This window comes from Arthrobacter sp. NtRootA1, from assembly GCF_019976975.1.
In the GTDB taxonomy this organism is placed as follows: Bacteria; Actinomycetota; Actinomycetes; order Actinomycetales; family Micrococcaceae; genus Arthrobacter; species Arthrobacter aromaticivorans.
In genome coordinates this window covers 1,498,238-1,516,961 of sequence record NZ_AP024630.1, presented here as the reverse complement: position 1 = coordinate 1,516,961, position 18,724 = coordinate 1,498,238, and the positions used below count along the sequence as shown (strand labels likewise).

The following is an 18,724-nucleotide window of genomic DNA, read 5'->3' as shown; positions in this document are numbered from 1 at the left end:
GGTTCGTTTAATAAAGTCTGGTTGCGGAGCTGCGGTGGGGTGCCGATTCACGCACGAACAAGTGCCACGGGAAGTCCAGGACCGCAGGCTCGCTCTTGGCGTCAGGCGTAGTGGGCGACGTGGCCCGCTGCAAAAGAAGCCGGGCAAGCTTGCCGAAGAAATCCACGGGGCCCACCGTGCTGAGGGACGGCGACATCCGCTCCCCCTCCACCGTGTTGCCCACACCGATGATGTCCACGTCCTCACCGACGGCGAGCCCGATCCGTTGGGCCGCATTGATGGCTGCGACGGCGGCGAAATCCGTGGTGGCGTAGATGGCAGTAGGCCGTTCCGGCAGGCTGAGCAGCCGTGTTGTGGCAGCATATGCACCGGCAGACGTGCCATCGAAGAGGCCCACATAGTCTTCGTTTTCCGGAATGCCGGCTTCCATCAAGGCCTCTGAGTAGGCCCGGTAGCGGGTGCCGCCAGAGGCACCGGCAGCCGTGGCCGGAGTGAGGCAAGCGATCCTCCGATGGCCGTGGAGGAGGTGCTCCACGGCCATGCGGCAACCCGGTCCCGCAATTGACCTGATGACGTCAAAGCCCTCGGGTTCCAGCCCTTCGTCGAAAACCACCAGCGTGGTCCCGTGCTCCGCGAGCTTCCGCAAGGCATCGCGTTGCCCGGCGCGGACTGCATCCACGAAGACGGCATCGGCGCTATGAGTGCCAAGGACCTTCACCCAGTCGGCGTCGCCGAGGATCATCGGCGTAATTCCCAAGGGAGCAGCCGCCTTTTGCACCGCCTCGATGACGGACAACGACCAAGGATCGGACAGCATCGTCAAAGACAGGATGACGGTGTTCGTCCGCCCTGTCCGGATAGCCCGGGCTGCCTGGTTGGGGCGGTAGCCAAGCCGCTCCGCAACAGCCTTGACCTTCTCCGCCGTCGGGTCCGAAACTCCCGGTCCCGCATCGCCCCGGCGACCGGATAACACATAGGAAACCGTGGCCGTGGAAACACCCGCGAGTTCGGCCACCATACGGATGGTGGGCCGGACTCCCGTGTTACTCGCTTTTGCCATGATTTCCCCCTGCTTGTGATGCCGTCTAATATCTGATTTCGTCTTATTTTTGAGGCTAGCTCCTGAACACCGGAGCGGCGGGATCCAACGCGGCCTGGTATTCGTCGCGCATCTTGTCGCCACCTTCGCTCTTCCAGCGTTTGACCGCGTCCTTGAGTTCATCGATCTTGGCCCGTCCGGTGATGATGTCCACTACCTTGTCGCGGAGCTGTTTGGTGATCTTCGCCCCCACCTTGGCGTTCGTATCTGAGTAGGAACCATTCGTGGGGTTGCGCCATGCGAGCTCCAGCAATCTTTCTTCCTGTTGGCTGACATAGCGGGTGTCGTCGTCGAATCCTGGATTGAAGATGACGTTTTCCGGGCTGGACATGATGTTCAACGCCGAAACCAAACCAGGCGCATTGGTGGTTCCAGTCTCCGTACGCACCGGGTTGCCCGAGCCATCCAAGGTGTAGTCCTGGCCGAGCTCGCCGAAGTTCTTCTGCATGTACTCCACGGTGCCGAACGGTGCAGACAGGTAGTTGATGAGGGCCAGAAGTTCGCGGACCTTGCCTTCCCCAGCCTTCTTGAACGGTGTGAAACCCACCGTTCCATAGCCCATGTCGTACGTTGGCTTGACCTTGCCGTCCGCGCTGAACGGAATGAGGATGTCGAACTTGGCGGTCTTGTTCAGTGCCCGGTAGCTGCGGAGGTCATGGGGACCCACCACAACCTGCGCCGCAACGCTGCCATTGGCAACGCGGGAACGAATGTCCGTGGCCTTGGAGTCCGGATAGAAAACGCCCGCTGCGAACATCTTGGCCGTGAATTCAACGCCGGCCATGTACTCGTCCGTTTCGTATAAATGCGTCAGGGTACGGTCCTTATTGACGGCCCAACTGTTCGGAGCACCAAACCACTCGGTGACCATGTGCAGAGCATTAATATAGGCGGGCTCAAGGGCATACTTCTGATCACCCGGACGCGTCAATTCCTTGGCCTTGTCCAGGAACTCGTCCGCGCTCGCAGCCTCGAAACCACCTACTTGGGCCCATACATCATGGTTGCCCAGGTACACCTGACCGAACGGAGTGCTCGGGATGGGCGCCCCCCAGATCTTGCCGTTTACGACGGCGGTCTTCCAGGAATCGGGCTTCAGCGCGGCGAGGTTGGGGTACTCAAGCACTGCGTCACCGGAGAGGTAGGGCGTCAGGTCCTGGAACTTCGCCTCGAGCATGGGGCCGACATTGGGAATTCCCTGGTTCGGCGGCACCCACATCATGTCCGGCAGGTCATTGCTGGCCAGGACAGTGGCGAACTTGGCCGGATAGCCGTCTCCGATGTCCTCGGCGATCTGCAGTTCGAGGTCGCCGCCGAGCTTGGTGTTGAGGCGTTGCCAGAAGGGGTTGTCCTTCAGCCCCGGACTCATGGTGTCGAAGGTTTCGGTCAGACCGGTCACCTTGCCCTTAAGCGGCGGTGTCTTCACTGACTGCACAGCGGTGGGCAGCTTGAAGTAGCCGGCCTGCAGGCCTTTGGCGTTACCGGCAAGATCCGGAGTCACGCCTGTGAATTCCTTGTAGGTGGGCAGCTTGACCGAAGCGGAGGCAGCTGCTCCTCCGCCGTTCGCGGCTCCGCCACCCCCGCAGGCAGACAGGCCGACGGCGGTGACGGCCAGGCCCGCGAGGCCAAGGAAGCCGCGACGGCTGAATCCAGCCTGTCCTGAGGTAGTGCTCGTCATGGCATAACCCTTTCTGGTTATTTACTGGTAATTGATGCTGTGCTTGTTGCCGCTATGCCGTGGCAGCGGCTAACCCTTCACTGCGCCGGTGATGACGCCCTTGGCAAAGTGCTTTTGAAGGAACGGATAAACCATCAGGATGGGAACCAGCGCCACCACAACTACAGCCATCTGGATGGATTGCGGGGGCGGAGTGGTGGTAATTCCGAGCTGGTCTGCCGCCCCGCTGCCCTGGACTACGAAGTTGCGAAGCAGCAATTGGATGGGCCATTTGCTGTGGTCATTGATGTAGAGCAGTGCGTTGAAGAACGAGTTCCAGAAACCAACGGCATAGAACAAACCGACGACGGCGATGACGGCTTTGGACAGTGGCATGACGATCCGCCACAGGATCTGCCAGTCGTTGGCGCCATCGATGCGAGCGCTTTCGATCAGTTCGCCCGGGATGTTCATGAAGAACGAGCGCATCACCACAAAGTTGAAGGCGCCGAATATGCCCGGGAGGATTAGCGACCATAGTGAATCCAGCAGCCCGAGCTGTCGAATCATCAGGAAGGACGGGATCAGGCCCGGAGCGAACAAGAGCGTGAACAACACCGCGAGTACCACAGGGCGGCCGAAGAGGACTGACCGGCTGGTGGCGTACGCCATGGTGATGGTGACGAACAGCGCAAGGATGGTGCCCACACCAGTGATGAGCATGCTCACACCGAGGGACTGCAGGACCATGGGCCCCTTGAAGATCGTGGCGTAAGCCTCCAAGGTGGGCCGCTCAGGCCAGAGCACAAATCCACCGGCCTGCACGAGTTGTTCAGTGTCCGCCAGGGACGTGGACACCACCAGGAGGATCGGCGTCAGGATGGACAGGCTGAAAAGGACGAGGACCACGGCCTTTACCGTTTGGTACAGAGGTGAAGGGCGTTCCTTCCATACGGGTCGTTTGGGGTTGTAGCTCAATTCCCGCGGTTTCCTCGTGAAAAGTGTTGTTGCCATGGGGTTCTCCTTGTGCAGCAGCCGCGGGGGCTCAGCGTGCTTGCTTAGCAAAAATTCCGTCTTCGCCGAAGCGGTGGGCGAGTTTGTTGGCGCCGTAGATCAGCAGGGCACTGACCACACCCTTCGCCAGGCCCGCTGCGGCACCTGAACTCCAGCCGCCACCAACCACACCCGTGTAGTAGGTAAAGGTATCCAGCACTTCCGCTGCCCCTGCGCCCACGGCGTCGCGTTGGAGGATGAACTGCTCAAAACCGACGGAGAGGATGTCGCCAATCCGCAGGATCAGGAGGAGTACGATCACGGGCCTTAGCCCAGGCAGGGTGATGTGCCACATCCGGCGCCAACGTCCCGCGCCGTCAGCAGCCGCTGCCTCATACAAGGAGGCATCGATGCTTGCCAGGGCGGCGAGGAAAATGATCATGGCCCAGCCGGCGTCCTTCCAGATCATCTGGATGACCACCATGACGGGGAAGGTTTCCGGATTGGTCATGAACGGAATCGGATCCATGCCCATATCGCGGAGCAGGTTGTTCACGAAGCCCGCACCGCCCAACATCTGCTGGAAGAATGCGATCACCAGGACCCAGGACAGGAAGTGCGGCAGATAGGCGATGCTCTGGAAAATCCTGCGGACCCGCGTGCTGATCAGGGAGTCCACAATCAGTGCAAGCACTAGCGGCACCGGGAAAAGGAAAACCAGCTGCCACGCCGCAAGGTAGAGCGTGTTCCAGAACGCATGGATGAAGTCGGGGTTGCCGAACAGGTCCACGAAGTTCTGCCAGCCAACAAAGAGGCTGTCCCCGATGCCGAGGTAGGGCTGGTAGTCCTGGAACGCGATGACGTTGCCCAGGATCGGGATGTAGAAGAAGAGCAGCAGGAAAGCAACACCCGGGAGCATCATCAGGAGCATCTGCTTATCGCGCCTCAGCCTTGAGCGGAAGCTTTGCTGCGGTGCCCTGTTACCCTTGCGCCTCGCCCTGCCGGATTTACCGGGCAATGGCTCCGGGACGCGGTGCGCTTCCGGCAAAGCCGGAGCTTGTTGCGTCGTCGAGTTCATGCTGTCTCCTCAGTGCTGGGGCAAGGGCCATCAATGTTTGCTTGAAGAGTGTGATTCAAAACACCTTCGTTAACCGTTTAACAAACCATAAACGACCACGTTCATGTTTGCAAGATCATGATTGAAACTGACGATAGAAATCAGTTTTGATCACTGTCGGGCAGTGTGGCCGACGCCACTAAGATTGATGGAGAACCGCAGAGGGAAGGTTGAAATGGCAGATTGCTGCAGCCCGGGCGCCGGCGCCCGGGAACACACCAAACCCGGACTGACGCTCCCCCTACGCGCGGCGGGCGGACACCGGAACCCGAGCACCGGCGTCGTACATTCGGGCAACGACGCCGCGACAGCGGGTCATAACGACGTCCGGATCCCGTCCGGGACCTTCGCCATGGGCGATCCTTTCGGTGAAGGCTACGACGGAGATGGCGAGACGCCAGTCCACGAGGTGTCCGTTTCCGGATTCACCATCAGCGCCACCACCGTCACCAACGCCGAGTTCGCGGCGTTCGTGGATGCCACAGCGCACCGCACGGAATCGGAAGAGTTCGGGACCTCTGCGGTGTTCCATCTTGCCGTCAAGGCCGAGCCACGCGACATCCTGAACCGGGTCAACAACGTCCCTTGGTGGCTCAATGTCCGTGGCACCGACTGGGCCCATCCGGCCGGACCCCTCTCCCACTGGACGGACATCCCGGACCATCCAGTGACGCACGTGTCCTTCAATGACGCCATGGCCTACTGCGCGTGGGCGGGCCGACGACTGCCCACTGAAGCGGAATGGGAGTATGCAGCACGGGGCGGTGCGGCCGGGCAGCGCTATCCATGGGGCAACGAGCTTCACAATGACAGCGCTGAAGACAGCGCCCGGCACAACTGCAACATCTGGCAGGGCGAGTTCCCCGTGCGTAACGACGTCGAGGACGGCTACCTCACTACGGCACCGGCCAGGTCCTTCGCCCCCAACGGTTATGGGCTCTACCAGACCAGCGGCAACGTCTGGGAGTGGTGCAGCGATTGGTTCCTGCCCAAGTACTACAAGACGTGCCTGACCGCCGGAACCGTAGAAGACCCCCAAGGCCCAACGATTGGCCGCGGACGGGTTATGCGCGGCGGCTCATACCTGTGCCACGACTCCTACTGCAACCGTTACCGGCTGGCCGCACGGAGTTCCAACACGCCTGACTCGGCCAGCGCCAACCTCGGATTCAGGACAGTGGCTCTCTAAAGGTTCCGGCTCCGACGAGGAGAAACGTCAGTTGATGATTTCGCCGCGCTCGTCAGCAAGTATTGCTGCCAGGCGTTCCTTCCACGCTCGCAGCGCCCCGGGCTCCAGGCGCGTCCAATCGGTGACTTCGCTGAGGACCCTGAGCGGCGCCGTGCTGCGGTATGACCGGGTGGGGTTGCCGGGGAATTTCTTATCTGTCACGTTCGGATCGTCCTCGAAGGCGCCGGTCGGCTCGACGACGTAAACGCGCGGCTCAGTTTCACCGGCCGCGAGTTCGGCAGCCAGTCCTGCGCCATCCCGCAGAGCTGTGAAGTAGATGTGGTTCATCACGACCTCGGGCCGGTAGTTCGACCTGAAGCCCGCGCTCAGGAGATCACCTTCCCGAAGGTCGGCTTTTGTGCCATGAAAGAACGGACCTTCGTCCAACGGTTGATTCACAGTTACACCCTAATCGCAGAACTCACCGAGTCACTGGTTAGGGTCTGGTGCTGTGCGAACTCCAGTCAAAGCACCTTGTGTCCGTGCCCCTTGAGATGCCCTTTGAGGATAGCCGGAAGCTCACCGACCACAATGCGCTGTGCCGTCACGGTGTCGCCGTCCTTGGTCCCGGCAATCCTAACGGTGTCGCCGGCCTTGAGATCCCCCGCGGTAGCTGAAGGCAGCGTGGGCTTGCCCTTGCCGTTGCGCAGTTCTGAGACCGCGGTGGGCATGCGTGAGATGCGGGTCCCGGAGTTGATCGCGTACCTCTGCGTGAAGCCATCTTCGCTCTTGACGGTGATGGCAGAATCACTCACGGACTCGATCTTGCCTGTCTGTGTGACCACAGTGCGGAAGGTGCCGTCCTGCTGTTTCACAACGTGCTCGCCATGGATCCCCTGGGCTCGCCCCTCTGGGCGCTTGGCGCCGTCAGATGCGGAGGGACTTGGTGAGGCAGTAGCGCTCGACGGCGATGGGCTCGGTTGGGTGCCTGCCCACACTGCGGCTGCCCCGCCGCCGGTCAGGGCGACGGCGATGCCGCTGGCGATGAGGGCCTTGCGAAGGCCCGGCGTGATGGTGGCCATGAATCAATTGTGCGCCCGGCCGGACAAAAAAGTAGCTGGCAGTTGGGGTTGTTCTGAGCGCTCAAAACAACAACAACTGCCAGCTACTTGGGTGCTTAGGCCTGGACGCCGAGCTTCTCCAGGATGAGCTCCTTGACACGGCCGGCATCGGCTTGGCCGCGTGTAGCCTTCATGACTCCACCCACGATTGCGCCAATGGCTTGGAGCTTGCCGCTACGGATCTTCTCCGCAACGTCAGGCTGCGCAGCAAGTGCGGCGTCGATGGCTTCCAGCAACGGACCGTCGTCGGAAACCACCGCAAGGCCGCGCTTTTCAACGATCTCGGCCGGTGTACCTTCGCCGGCAAGAACGCCGTCCAGGACCTGGGTGGCCATCTTGTTGTTGATCTTGCCGTCCTCGACCAGCTTGTTCAGCTCGACGATGACCTGCGGTGTGACACCGAGGGCCGAAGGATCGACGTCGGCAACCTTGGCGCGGCCAACGATCTCACCCATCCACCACTTCCGGGCAACGTCTGCGCTGGCACCGGCCGCGATGGTTTCCTCGATCGAGTCCATAACGCCGGCGTTGACCACGTCGCGGAACTCCAAATCCGAGTAGCCCCAGGCTTCCTTGAGCCGCTTGCGGCGTTCGGCCGGCGGCTCCGGAAGGGTGGCACGAAGCTCCTCCACCCACTCACGGGAGGCGACGACGGGAACCAGGTCCGGCTCGGGGAAGTAACGGTAATCGTCGGCGTCGGACTTGGCGCGGCCCGACGTCGTCGAACGCGTGTCCTCGTGCCAGTGGCGCGTCTCCTGGATCACCGGCTGGCCGGAGTCCAGGACGGCAGCGTGGCGCTGGATCTCGTAACGAACGGCGTGCTCGACGGCGCGCAGCGAGTTAACGTTCTTCGTCTCCGAGCGGATGCCGAAGCGTTCCTGGCCGTGCGGGCGCAGGGAAACGTTGGCGTCGCACCGGACGTTGCCGCGTTCCATCTTGGCATCCGAAACACCAAGGTTCTTCACGATTTCGCGGACCGCGGCAACGTAGGCCTTGGCCAGCTCCGGAGCACGGCTTCCCGCACCCTGGATCGGCTTGGTGACGATTTCCACCAAGGGAACACCCGAACGGTTGTAGTCCACCAGCGAGTAGTCGGCGCCCTGGATGCGGCCCGCGGAACCACCCATGTGGGTGAGCTTTCCGGCGTCCTCTTCCATGTGGGCACGCTCGATTTCGACACGGAAGACCGTGCCGTCCTCAAGCTCGATGTCCAGGTAACCGTCGTACGCGATCGGCTCGTCATACTGTGAGGTCTGGAAGTTCTTCGGGGTGTCCGGGTAGAAGTAGTTCTTCCGGGCGAACCGGCAGTACTCGGCGATCTTGCAGTTCAGGGCAAGGCCGATCTTGATGGAGGACTCCACAGCCGTCTTGTTCACCACCGGGAGGACGCCGGGCATGCCGAGATCCACCTCGTTGACGTTGGTGTTCGGCTCATCGCCGAAGACGTTCGGGGCGGAAGAGAACATCTTGGTCTTGGTATTGAGTTCCACGTGGACCTCGAAACCCAGAACAGGATCGTACTTCTCCATGGCCTCTTCGAAGCTCAGGGTTGCGTCGACGGACATTAGTTTGAACCTCCGGCGGAGTTGGATGCGGCACCGAGAGCAGGTGTCTTCAATTCAGGAGCCTGGGCAAGGAGCGGGCCGCCCCACTTTTCTTCCAGAATGGATTCAAGCACAGCACCCACACGGTACAGGCGCGCATCCTGGCGGGCAGGGGCCAGCAACTGCACGCCAACAGGCAAGCCGTCCTCATCAGCCAGGCCGCCGGGCAGCGACAAGCCCGGGATACCAGCCATATTGGCGGGTATGGTGGCGACGTCATTCAGGTACATGGCCAGAGGATCGTTCGCCTTCTCCCCCAATTTGAACGCTGTGGTGGGAGCCGTAGGCGAAATGAGGACATCCGCGTTGGAGAACGCGGCGTCGAAGTCGCGCTGAATGAGTGTGCGGACCTTCTGCGCCGAACCGTAGTAGGCGTCGTAATAACCAGCGCTCAGGGCATAGGTCCCCAGGATGATGCGGCGCTTGACCTCATCACCAAAGCCGGCGGCGCGGGTCGCACCCATGACGCGCTCGATCGTCATTGGGCCGTCCTGGGGCAGGGCACGCAAGCCATACCGAACGCCGTCGAATTTGGCCAGGTTGCTGGACGCCTCGGACGGCATGATCAGGTAGTACGCGCCCAGGGCGTACTTCAGGTTGGGGCAGGAAACCTCAACGATTTCCGCTCCGGCATCCTTGAGCAGCTGAAGGGACTCGTTGAAGCGGTTCTCGACGCCGGCCTGGTAGCCCTCGCCGTGCAGCTCCTTGATGATGCCGATCTTCATGCCGGCAACATTGCCCACGCGGGCAGCAGCAGCGAGGTTGTCGAACGGATCGGTCAGGGACGTCGAATCGAACGGGTCGTGGCCACCGATGACTTCCTGCAACAGTGCCGAGTCCAGCACCGTGCGGGACACCGGGCCAATCTGGTCCAGCGAAGATGCCATGGCAATCGCGCCGTAGCGGGAAACTGCACCGTACGTCGGCTTGACGCCGACGGTTCCGGTGACAGCACCGGGCTGGCGGATCGATCCACCGGTGTCCGTGCCCAACGCCAGCGGCGCTTCAAAGGCAGCAACGGCGGCAGCCGAGCCACCCCCTGAACCACCAGGAATGCGGTCCAGGTCCCAGGGGTTCCGGGTGGGCCCATACGCCGAATGCTCCGTAGAGGAACCCATGGCGAACTCGTCAAGGTTGGTCTTGCCAAGGATCGGCATCTTCGCAGCACGGAGCTTCTTGATCACCGTGGCGTCGTACGGGCTGTGCCAGCCCTCAAGGATCTTGGAACCAGCCGTCGTCGGCTGGCCAATCGTCACGATCAAGTCCTTAACCGCGATCGGCACACCGGCCAGGGCATGAAGTTCCTCGGCCGCGGCGCCACCAGCGGCGCGCGCAGCGTCAACCTCGGCCGCAACAGCCAGGGCTTCTTCGGTATTAACGTGCAGGAAGGCGTTAATTTGGCCGTCCACGTCAGCAATACGGTCAAGGTGCGCCTGCGTCACTTCAACAGCGGAAACCTCGCGGGCGGCAAGCTTCGCAGCAAGATCGGCAGCGGAGTGGCGAATGAGTTCGTTCTTCAGCTCAGTCATAGTAATTAGTCCTCATCCAGGATTGCCGGGACCTTGAAACGGTTCTCGTAAGCATCCGGAGCACCGGACAACGCCTGCTCAGCCGTAAACGTGTGGCCCACGACGTCCTCACGGAACACGTTGGTCAACGGAATCGGGTGGGACGTGGCCGGGACATCCTCCCCGGCGGCTTCGCTGACGGACTTCACCGAATCCACGATGACGGCAAGCTCAACCGCCATCCTGTCCAGCTCTTCGGCACTCATTTCAATGTGAGCCAGACGCGCAAGATGCGCGACGTCGTCACGGTTGATCGCAGCCATGGATCTCCCCTGCAAAGTTCAAATGGTTTTCCGAACCAGTCTACTTGGCTTGGGTGAGCCGTCGTACGCCGCAACACAACAACGCGGGGTCACTTAGGGCCCATCCAAGGTGTCTGGATGGGCCGTAAGTGACCCCGCGTTGCTTGATGGGGGTTGTTTAGCCGATGCCGATTGCTCCGGTCAGGACTCCGACGGCCAACATGACGATCGAGATGACTGCCGTGCGCCAGAGGACCTTCTTGTGGTGGTCACCCAGGTCTACCTTGGCCAGCGACACCAGCAGCAGGATCGCGGGGACCAGCGGGCTCTGGAGGTGGAACGGCTGGCCGGTGATGGAAGCCCGGGCCATGTCCGCTGCGCCAACACCATAGTGGGCTGCGGTTTCACTGAGGACCGGCAGTACACCGAAGTAGAAGGCGTCGTTGCTCATGAAGAACGTCATTGGGATGCTCAGCACACCCGTGATGACTGCCATGAACGGACCCATGTCCGCGGGGATGATCTGGACGAGCCACTCGGACATTGCTTTGACCATGCCGGTGCCGTTGAGGACACCGGTGAGGACTGCAGCGGCCATGACCATGCTGACGACGGCGACGATCGACGGTGCGTGGGCGATCAGTTGGGCGCCCTGGTCCTTGACCTTGGGGAAGTTGACCAGCAGTGCGATGGCAGCGCCCACCATGAAGACGAATGGGAGCGGGACGATGTTCGCTACCAGGGTGACCATGACGGCGACAGTGAGCCCAAGGTTGAACCAGAACAGTTTGGGGCGCAGCGTGGTGCGGTTGGGATCCAGTGCGGTATCAGCCATGGCGGTGTCGTGATCGTCCACCAGCTCTTCAGTACGTTCGAGAACCGCGACGCCGGCGCGTCCGCCGGTTACCGGCTTGGGTGCGGTTGTGGTTGAGCCGGTGCGGCCAAAGCCGAAGCGGCCCTTGCTGGCGCCCGAACCGCCGCGGCCATTGCCGCCGTCGAACGCGTCAGAAGGATCTGCGACGTCGCCCCAGATTTCGGGGGCGGTGGTGCGGAGGCGGTTACGTTCCTGCAGGCCGAGCAGCCAGGAGAAGACGAGTACAACGATGAGGCCAACGATGAGGGACGGGACCATGGGGACGAAGACGTCGTTGACGTCCAGCTTCAGTGCTGTTGCAGCGCGGGCTGTGGGTCCGCCCCACGGGAGGATGTTCATGGTGCCGTTGGCGAGGCCAGCCACACAGGTGAGGACAACGGGGCTCATCTTCAGGCGCAGGTAGACCGGAAGCATGGCTGCGGTGGTGAGGATGAAGGTGGTTGAGCCGTCGCCATCGAGGGAGACTGCTGCAGCGAGGATCGCTGTGCCCAGGACTACCTTGGCGGGGTCGTTGCCGAGCTTGCGCAGGATGAACTTCACCAGGGGGTCGAACAGCCCGACGTCGATCATCAGGCCGAAGTAGATGATGGCGAACATGAGGAGCGCGGCCGTGGAGGTCATGGACTTCATCGAGTCCATGACCATAGGGCCAATGCCCAAGCCTGCCCCTGCGAAGAGACCAAAGATGGTGGGGACGATGATCAGCGCCAAGACGGGCGTCAACTTTTTGGTCATGATCAGGACCATGAATACCGCAATCATTGCGAATCCAAGCAAAACCAGCACGGCCGGCTCCTTACTACTGTGAATGGCACCACTTCGATGTGATGCGCACTACAGACGTTATAGTGGCGCCCGTCACGGGCTGGGGTTTCCGGGAATTGTTGGGAATACTGATCATTGCGAGCGTTTTGCGCATTGTGCTCAGTGCTTCAATGGAGCTGGAGGAAAGGAGTAACGGTGCCGCGCTTTACCAAGGTCAGTATGCGTTTCTCCACCCAGACGCTCCTCCTCCAACTGGGGGTAGTTCTTCTTGTAGTGCTCCTGAGCGGGGCAGTCCATGCATGGCTGGTCTATGAACGGATCGGCGACGAAGCCGAAAACCAGGCACTCACGCTCGCCCGCACAGTTGCGGCTGATCCCAATATCCGGGAAGACGTGCAGGCCATCAGCAAAGAAGAAGGAACGCCGCCAGCGAGCGTCCTGGCCGCCGGTCCGTTGCAGGCAGCAGCAGAAGCCGCCCGGATCCGTACTGGCGCACTCTTCGTGGTCATCACGGATGAAACCGGACTTCGGCTTGCCCACCCGGAAATTGCACGCCTCGGCGAACGCGTCAGTACCGATCCCTCGGTGGCGTTGGCCGGCCAGGAGATCACCACCCGCAACACCGGAACTTTGGGTCCCTCTGCGGGGGCCAAGGTCCCCGTGTATGCGCCCGCATCCGCACCTTCACCCGCGTCTGCATCTGACGCTGCGGCCACCCAGGGACCCATCGTGGGCGAAGTCAGCGTCGGCTACTCCATGGAGTCCCTGAGCAAGAGCCTGGCACAGGACATTGTGCCCATCGCCCTGACCGCCGGCGGCGCTCTCCTGGCTGGTGTCCTCGCTTCATTCCTGCTTCGGGCCCGCTTGCAACGCCTCACCTTGGGCTTGGAACCAGAGGAGATCAGCACCCTCGTCCACGACCAAGTGGCAGTGCTCCAAGGCGTGGACGAGGGCGTGATCGGGATCGCAGCCGATGGACGCATCTCCGTGTTCAACGCCGCTGCCGCCAGGCTTCTGGACCTGCCCGACGCCACCGGCCAGGACTGGACTACGGCCAACGTTCCCGGGCAACTTAAGCAGCTCACCCGACCCGCAGCCCGCGACGCCGAAGCCGTGGAACTGGTAGCCGGCGGACGGGTCCTGGTGGCCAGCGCCCGAAAAGCATGGCACCGCAAGGAAGACCTCGGCTGGGTGGTCATGCTCCGAGACCGCACCGAACTGCAACAACTGACCCGCCAGTTGGACGCCGTGGGAACCATGTCCACCGCCCTGCGCGCACAGCGCCATGAATTCGCCAACCAACTCCATACGATTGCTGGCTTCATGAGCATCGGCCAACACGAGCAAGCCAAGGAATACCTGGCAAGGATCTCCGCCACTGGCCCCCTGAAATTCCCTGTAGAGCAGGCAGAGCTCCTTCAGGACACATACTTGCAGGCATTCGTGGGCGCCAAGAGCGTGGAGGCGTCCGAACGCGGAGTGGCGCTCCGGATCGGGCCTGAAACGTTGGTCCGGGGGCACGTGGCCGATCCGCAGGACGTCACCACAGTGCTCGGCAACCTGATCGACAACGCCGTAAGTGCCGCCGTCGCCGGTTCCGCTTCGGAGCGCTGGGTAGAACTTGAGTTGCTTGACGATGCAGGCCAGGACAGCGGAACCCTGCATATCGTCGTTGGCGATTCCGGAGACGGTTTGGGTGGCCTGGAACCCGAGGAAGTCTTCGCCGAAGGATTCACGACGTCGGAACAACCCGTACGCCCGGGGGCTGGACAAGGTTTGGGCTTGGCTTTGGTGCGGCAGTTGGCCCGGCGCAGGGGTGGGGACGTACGCGTCTTGGAGACCGGCAGGAAAGGCGGCCCCGGAGCTGTCTTTATGGCGACAATACCTGGCGTAATGGGACGGGCGGCCGACGGCGGCGCTGAAGCCCCAACCGGCACGGCATCTGGCACGGAAGCCGGTACGACTATGCGGGAGGACAGCAGTGGCTGAGGATTTGAGGGTGCTCATTGTGGACGATGACTTCCACGTTGCCAGACTGCACGCAGCCTACGTGGACTCGGTGGCCGGATTCATGGCGCTCGCTCCGGCCGGTTCCGTGTCCCAGGCTCTGCAGGCGATCCACAGCCTGCGTCCTGACCTGGTGTTGCTGGACGTCTACCTGCCGGATGGTTCAGGGCTTGATTTGCTGGGCCAGCTGGACATCGATGCCATCATGCTGACAGCGGCCTCTGACGCCCCGTCCATCAGGGTAGCGATGCGCCGCGGCGCCCTGGGTTACTTGTTGAAGCCCTTCACCGCGGAATCCTTGTCCCAGCAGCTGAGGTCCTATGCACGCTATCGCCGGATCCTTGGGCAGCAAACGGGTGTTGATCAGACAACGATTGAGCGTGCCAAGCGGGCACTGATCCCAGGTGACGTGACGCCCGCTCAAAAACCAAGGTCAGCAACCGAAGCCGCAGTCCTGGAATCGCTGCTTCCCGGCGAACAGTACTCAGCCGCCGAAGTCGCAGACCGGGTGGGCGTTTCCCGGGCGACCGCGCAGAGGTACCTGTCCTCGCTGGCCGACGATGGCGCCGTCGAAATCCAATTACGCTACGGAAGCACGGGCCGCCCGGAACACCGCTACGGCATTCCGGGCTAACCCGGCCAGGTAGGTAAGCGTCCGGGTTACGCGGACTTCTGCGCGACGAGCTCGATCTCCACGAGCATCTTGGAATCCAGGAATGGCAGCACGTGCACCAAGGCCAGGGTGGGACGGATCTCGCCGAAAACCTCACCGTGGGCGCGTCCGGCGTCTTCCCATTTGCTGATATCCGTCAGGTACAGCTTGGACTGTACGACGTCCTCGTAGGAGAACCCTGCTTCTTCGAGGACCGCTCCGAGCTTCTCAAGGATGTATTTGGTTTGCGAGTAGAAGTCATCGCCCACTATCCCATCAGGTCCGGAAGCCGCCGTAGCAGAAATGAAGAGTGTGTTGTCCACCTGGACCGCGCGGGAGTATCCAAGGGTCTGTTCCCAAACGGAACCCGTGCCATATGTCTTGCGCATGCCGCGCCTTCCTGATCGCTGTGCCCGTTCCGGTTGTACAAACCTAGCGGGGTTTACGAAAGGAAACTTTATGGCTGCGGGAGGTCCAGCCTGTAAACGAACAGCTTTATGTCGGTGCCGGGGACGAACCAGTCGCGGTGCGGAGCGCGGGCAAAACCGGTCCGGGCGTAGAGGGCGTTGGCACTCTCCCACGTGGCTCCCGTGGTGAGGGAGACAGCACCGATGCCGTCCATCGCTTTGGCTTGCTCGACGACGGCCTGCACCAAAGCGCGTCCGGCGCCGGAACGCTGCACCGCGGGATCTACCACGAGGGTGCGCAGTTCCAGTTCGTCGTCCAGGCCGATGTCGGAGAAACCGCCACCCGCTGGTGCTGCCGTGACGGAACCGATCACCTGGCCGTTCCGTTCCGCGACGAAGATATCGGCGTGCTCCGCCCGCGCTGCCACGTCTTGGAGTTGCTGCAGGTACGGATGGTCCGCGCTGCCGTAGTACCCCGCCGTGACGTATGAATCCTGCGTGATGCGGGCAACGTCGTCGTAGTCTTCGGGCAGGGCTGGGCGGACAGTAATCGACGAATGCACTTATCAATGGTAGTGGCGGGCTCGCCGCACCACGCGCCAAACAGCCCTTTCCGTGACGGAACTATCAGTCCGGCGTTGAATTCCCGACGGCGGATTGTTGCGTCACGTTGATCCCTGGCCCGCCGTTGGGCTGCTTTTTGTGTTAATTTCCGTGGCTCTGGATTGAGTCCTGTGGCTCGCCATTAAGCCCGGTTTCGCGCTGTTGCGGCCGCATGTCGAGGAGCTGGCGAGGGGTGTTGTGGCCGTGCTTGAGTTGCCACACCCTCACCTGGATCAAAGGAGAAACCCATGTCCACGCCACAGCGCAAACTCCACCTCAACGCTTTCCTCATGAGCACAGGCCACCACGAGGCCTCCTGGCGCCTGCCTGAAAGCGACCCCCTTTCCTCCACCAAAGTGGAGCATTACCAGCACCTGGCCCGCACGGCCGAGCGCGGAAAGCTAGACTCGATCTTCTTTGCCGACTCCCCTGTGCTGTTCGGGGAGGTCGGGCGCCGTCCAGCGGGCAAGCTTGAGCCAACCGTGCTACTGACCGCTCTCGCTGCAGCCACAGAAAAGATCGGCCTGATCGCCACTGCCTCCACCACCTACAACGACCCCTTCAACCTGGCACGCCGCTTCGCGTCGGTGGACTGGGTCAGCGGTGGCCGGGCAGGCTGGAATGTGGTGACGACGGCAGGACCTGACGCTGCGCGCAACTTCGGCGTGGATGACCAGCCCGCCCACGCTGTCCGCTACGAGCGGGCTGCCGAATTCATCGAAGTGGCGCAGAAGCTCTGGGACAACTGGGAAGACGACGCCGTGATCGCCGACAAGGCCGAGGGAGTCTGGGGTGATGACACCAAGATCCGCGCAATCGAGCACGAAGGCACGCATTTCCGTGTCCGTGGCCCGCTCAACGTACCCCGTTCACCACAGGGCCACCCGCTGATCGTTCAGGCCGGGTCCTCGGAAGACGGTAAGAAGCTCGCAGCCCAGTACGCGGAAGCTGTTTTTACCGCCCATCAAACCCTGGAGGATGCACAAGCTTTCTACGCCGATTTGAAGGCCCGTACCTTGGCCGTGGGGCGCGATCCGGAGGGCATCAAGATCCTGCCGGGCATCGTCCCGGTCATCGGCTCAACGGAAGCAGAAGCGCTGAAGCTCGAGCGTGAACTCGATGAACTGATCAAGCCGGACTATGCCCGTGAACAGCTGGCAAAGACCTTGCGCCTGGCACCGGAGGACTTGCCACTGGACCAGCAGCTGCCCGCGGACCTCCCCTCCGAGGACGAGATTGAGGGAGCCAAGAGCCGGTACACGCTGATCGTGGAACTGGCCCGCCGTGAACAGCTTACGGTCCGGCAACTGATCGGCCGTTTGGGCGGCGGACGCGGGCACCGCACCTTCTCCGGCACACCGGAGCAAGTGGCCGACGCCATCCAGGACTGGTTCCAAGCCGGCGCCGCCGATGGCTTCAACATCATGCCGCCGGTCCTGCCCTCGGGCCTGGAAGTCTTCGTGGACCACGTGGTGCCGATCCTTCAGCAGCGGGGCCTGTTCCGCACCGAATACACGGCCTCGACCCTGCGTGGACACTACGGGCTGGCCCGGCCTGGAAACCGTTTCTCCGGCTCCGCGGTGCAGCAGCTCACATCCATCGGCTCGGCTTTCTGACAACCGGCTAGCTTCCGCGTGCTCAGCGCTTAGGCCAACTCCACAACGGGCCTTCGAGGAAACCGAGTCCCTTGATCCGGGTTTCGCCGAGGTCCTTGTAGAGCTCGTGCTCGTGGGCGGCTCCACTTTCCCGGAGCGCCCTGAGCAGTGCTTCGGAGTGCGTCACCACGATCATCTGGCTGTTGGCACTGGCTTGGACGATGAGTCCAGCCAGTGCCGGCATCAGATCGACATGGAGGCTCGTTTCGGGTTCGTTGAGGACCATCAACTCCGGTGGCCGCGGAGTGAGCAGGGCAGCGGTCAGCAGCAGGAACCGCAACGTTCCATCAGAGAGTTCTGCCGCCTTCATGGGCCGCAGCATGCCAGGTTGCCGCAACTCCACACTGAAGCGGCCGTCGCTCACGGCAATCTCCAGGCGGCTCCCCGGAAAAGCGTGATCGACGGCGGCATCGAGCTGCCGCTCAAATCCCACTTCACGCAGGGTCTGCAGCGCCGCCGCCAGGTCCTTCCCGCTATGGTGCAGCACAGGGGTTCTGGTGCCAAGCTGTGCTTGCCTGGCGGGCGCTTCCGCATCTGTCCGGAAGTGATCGTAGAACCGCCAGGAACGCACAGAGTCCCGGACCCGGAGAACTTCGGGAGCCCTGTCCTGGTCCGATACTTCGGTCAACATGCTCTGGAAAGTGTCCAGCCGCCGCGAAAGCTCAGTCCAGTCCCCATCAGCTCCCCGCAGCTTCGCCAGGCTTCCTTTACGATCCACCAACAGGGAACCTGGCCTTGCCACCGGTCCGGAAAAGATCTGCTCGCGCTTGATCTCAGGATCCAGGCTAAAAGCCGAAGGGCGGGGCCTGCCTGTTTCCTGATCGAATCCGGCGCCACTGGACACTGGCATGCCCAAGTCCACGAGGTAGCCGAAGTCGTCCCCGGAATACCCCAGTTTCAGGTTGACGGAGTCCCTGCGGACCGTGCCTTGAACGGGAACTTCACCACGCCGCATCGCCTCGCTGATCGACTCAGGGCCGGCCCAGAGCGTGGACGCCAGCCCGCCATCCCTGGCCAAGGATCCCACCACGTTTCCGGAGTCACCCCCGGCGCATTCGGCCAGCAGGCGCAGCGCACGGTAGAGGGAGGATTTCCCGCTGCCATTCGCCCCCGTGACCACGTCCAGGCCATGGAGCTCAACCGCCAGGTCCCGGATGGAGCGGTAGTTGGCGATGGCGAGGGTCTTGATCAC

17 protein-coding genes are annotated in these 18,724 nt (G+C 62.2%); 4 read left to right on the top strand and 13 right to left on the bottom strand.

Annotated elements, in window-relative coordinates; all coding sequences use genetic code 11:
• Positions 1-7: 7 nt before the first annotated feature.
• The 4 genes from LDN90_RS06940 to LDN90_RS06925 form a co-directional block, all read right to left on the bottom strand.
• Positions 8-1,060, bottom strand: coding sequence for a LacI family DNA-binding transcriptional regulator (locus tag LDN90_RS06940; RefSeq protein WP_223948480.1), 1,053 nt, complete (start codon positions 1,058-1,060; stop codon positions 8-10).
• Positions 1,061-1,115: 55 nt separating this feature from the next.
• Entirely contained in the window at positions 1,116-2,777 is a 1,662-nt protein-coding gene (locus LDN90_RS06935; protein ID WP_223948479.1) for a sugar ABC transporter substrate-binding protein, read from the bottom strand.
• 69 nt (positions 2,778-2,846) lie between these two features.
• Complete coding sequence (locus LDN90_RS06930) at positions 2,847-3,770, bottom strand: carbohydrate ABC transporter permease (RefSeq protein WP_223948478.1); 924 nt, start codon at positions 3,768-3,770, stop codon at positions 2,847-2,849.
• 31 nt (positions 3,771-3,801) lie between these two features.
• Positions 3,802-4,827: an ABC transporter permease subunit gene (locus tag LDN90_RS06925; protein ID WP_223948477.1), complete on the bottom strand. Its 1,026-nt coding sequence runs from the start codon at positions 4,825-4,827 to the stop codon at positions 3,802-3,804.
• A gap of 214 nt (positions 4,828-5,041) precedes the next feature.
• Between LDN90_RS06925 and LDN90_RS06920 the strand changes: the two genes are divergently transcribed.
• Positions 5,042-6,055 (top strand): formylglycine-generating enzyme family protein, encoded by a 1,014-nt coding sequence (locus tag LDN90_RS06920; protein WP_223948476.1) that lies wholly within the window; start codon positions 5,042-5,044, stop codon positions 6,053-6,055.
• 27 nt (positions 6,056-6,082) lie between these two features.
• Here LDN90_RS06920 and arr read toward each other — a convergent pair whose 3' ends face one another.
• The 6 genes from arr to LDN90_RS06890 all read right to left on the bottom strand — a co-directional run bounded on the left by arr (position 6,083) and on the right by LDN90_RS06890 (position 12,229).
• Positions 6,083-6,493, bottom strand: coding sequence for an NAD(+)--rifampin ADP-ribosyltransferase (arr, locus tag LDN90_RS06915; RefSeq protein ID WP_223948475.1), 411 nt, complete (start codon positions 6,491-6,493; stop codon positions 6,083-6,085).
• Positions 6,494-6,558: 65 nt separating this feature from the next.
• On the bottom strand, positions 6,559-7,116 hold the full coding sequence (locus LDN90_RS06910) for a DUF5666 domain-containing protein (RefSeq protein ID WP_223948474.1): 558 nt from the start codon (positions 7,114-7,116) through the stop codon (positions 6,559-6,561).
• Between the two features lie 95 nt (positions 7,117-7,211).
• Positions 7,212-8,720 (bottom strand): Asp-tRNA(Asn)/Glu-tRNA(Gln) amidotransferase subunit GatB, encoded by a 1,509-nt coding sequence (gene gatB, locus LDN90_RS06905; protein ID WP_223948473.1) that lies wholly within the window; start codon positions 8,718-8,720, stop codon positions 7,212-7,214.
• Positions 8,720-10,288 carry an Asp-tRNA(Asn)/Glu-tRNA(Gln) amidotransferase subunit GatA gene (gene gatA, locus LDN90_RS06900; protein ID WP_223948472.1) on the bottom strand — a complete coding sequence of 523 codons (1,569 nt, stop codon included), beginning with the start codon at positions 10,286-10,288 and terminating at the stop codon, positions 8,720-8,722. Before gatA ends, gatB begins: the two co-directional genes overlap by 1 nt.
• Positions 10,289-10,293: 5 nt before the next feature.
• Positions 10,294-10,590: an Asp-tRNA(Asn)/Glu-tRNA(Gln) amidotransferase subunit GatC gene (gene gatC, locus LDN90_RS06895; RefSeq protein WP_017199363.1), complete on the bottom strand. Its 297-nt coding sequence runs from the start codon at positions 10,588-10,590 to the stop codon at positions 10,294-10,296.
• Between the two features lie 157 nt (positions 10,591-10,747).
• Entirely contained in the window at positions 10,748-12,229 is a 1,482-nt protein-coding gene (locus LDN90_RS06890) for a CitMHS family transporter (RefSeq protein ID WP_223948471.1), read from the bottom strand.
• Between the two features lie 198 nt (positions 12,230-12,427).
• Between LDN90_RS06890 and LDN90_RS06885 the strand changes: the two genes are divergently transcribed.
• Both LDN90_RS06885 and LDN90_RS06880 read left to right on the top strand, forming a co-directional pair.
• Positions 12,428-14,197, top strand: coding sequence for an ATP-binding protein (locus tag LDN90_RS06885; RefSeq protein ID WP_223949259.1), 1,770 nt, complete (start codon positions 12,428-12,430; stop codon positions 14,195-14,197).
• Positions 14,190-14,849, top strand: a complete 660-nt coding sequence (locus LDN90_RS06880; RefSeq protein WP_223948470.1) for a response regulator — start codon at positions 14,190-14,192, stop codon at positions 14,847-14,849. Before LDN90_RS06885 ends, LDN90_RS06880 begins: the two co-directional genes overlap by 8 nt.
• Before the next feature lie 26 nt (positions 14,850-14,875).
• Here the strand turns inward: LDN90_RS06880 and LDN90_RS06875 are convergent, their stop codons facing one another.
• A complete protein-coding gene (locus tag LDN90_RS06875) occupies positions 14,876-15,256 on the bottom strand; it encodes a RidA family protein (RefSeq protein WP_223948469.1) in 381 nt (126 codons plus the stop codon).
• Positions 15,257-15,324: 68 nt separating this feature from the next.
• Entirely contained in the window at positions 15,325-15,837 is a 513-nt protein-coding gene (locus tag LDN90_RS06870) for a GNAT family N-acetyltransferase (RefSeq protein ID WP_216925394.1), read from the bottom strand.
• A 288-nt stretch (positions 15,838-16,125) separates the two neighbouring features.
• Between LDN90_RS06870 and LDN90_RS06865 the strand changes: the two genes are divergently transcribed.
• A complete protein-coding gene (locus LDN90_RS06865; RefSeq protein ID WP_223948468.1) occupies positions 16,126-17,493 on the top strand; it encodes an LLM class flavin-dependent oxidoreductase in 1,368 nt (455 codons plus the stop codon).
• A gap of 22 nt (positions 17,494-17,515) precedes the next feature.
• On the opposite strand, the gene LDN90_RS06860 is transcribed toward LDN90_RS06865, so the two are convergent.
• On the bottom strand, positions 17,516-18,724 hold the full coding sequence (locus LDN90_RS06860; RefSeq protein ID WP_223948467.1) for an AAA family ATPase: 1,209 nt from the start codon (positions 18,722-18,724) through the stop codon (positions 17,516-17,518).

Excerpts from the sequence above, each read along its gene's own strand:
- LDN90_RS06940 (WP_223948480.1), bottom strand. The coding sequence starts at position 1,060 with ATGGCAAAAGCGAGTAACACGGGAGTCCGGCCCACCATCCGTATGGTG.
- LDN90_RS06935 (WP_223948479.1), bottom strand. The coding sequence starts at position 2,777 with ATGACGAGCACTACCTCAGGACAGGCTGGATTCAGCCGTCGCGGCTTC.
- LDN90_RS06930 (WP_223948478.1), bottom strand. The coding sequence starts at position 3,770 with ATGGCAACAACACTTTTCACGAGGAAACCGCGGGAATTGAGCTACAAC.
- LDN90_RS06925 (WP_223948477.1), bottom strand. The coding sequence starts at position 4,827 with ATGAACTCGACGACGCAACAAGCTCCGGCTTTGCCGGAAGCGCACCGC.
- LDN90_RS06920 (WP_223948476.1), top strand. The coding sequence starts at position 5,042 with ATGGCAGATTGCTGCAGCCCGGGCGCCGGCGCCCGGGAACACACCAAA.
- LDN90_RS06910 (WP_223948474.1), bottom strand. The coding sequence starts at position 7,116 with ATGGCCACCATCACGCCGGGCCTTCGCAAGGCCCTCATCGCCAGCGGC.
- gatB (WP_223948473.1), bottom strand. The coding sequence starts at position 8,720 with ATGTCCGTCGACGCAACCCTGAGCTTCGAAGAGGCCATGGAGAAGTAC.
- gatA (WP_223948472.1), bottom strand. The coding sequence starts at position 10,288 with ATGACTGAGCTGAAGAACGAACTCATTCGCCACTCCGCTGCCGATCTT.
- gatC (WP_017199363.1), bottom strand. The coding sequence starts at position 10,590 with ATGGCTGCGATCAACCGTGACGACGTCGCGCATCTTGCGCGTCTGGCT.
- LDN90_RS06885 (WP_223949259.1), top strand. The coding sequence starts at position 12,428 with ATGCGTTTCTCCACCCAGACGCTCCTCCTCCAACTGGGGGTAGTTCTT.
- LDN90_RS06875 (WP_223948469.1), bottom strand. The coding sequence starts at position 15,256 with ATGCGCAAGACATATGGCACGGGTTCCGTTTGGGAACAGACCCTTGGA.
- LDN90_RS06865 (WP_223948468.1), top strand. The coding sequence starts at position 16,126 with ATGTCCACGCCACAGCGCAAACTCCACCTCAACGCTTTCCTCATGAGC.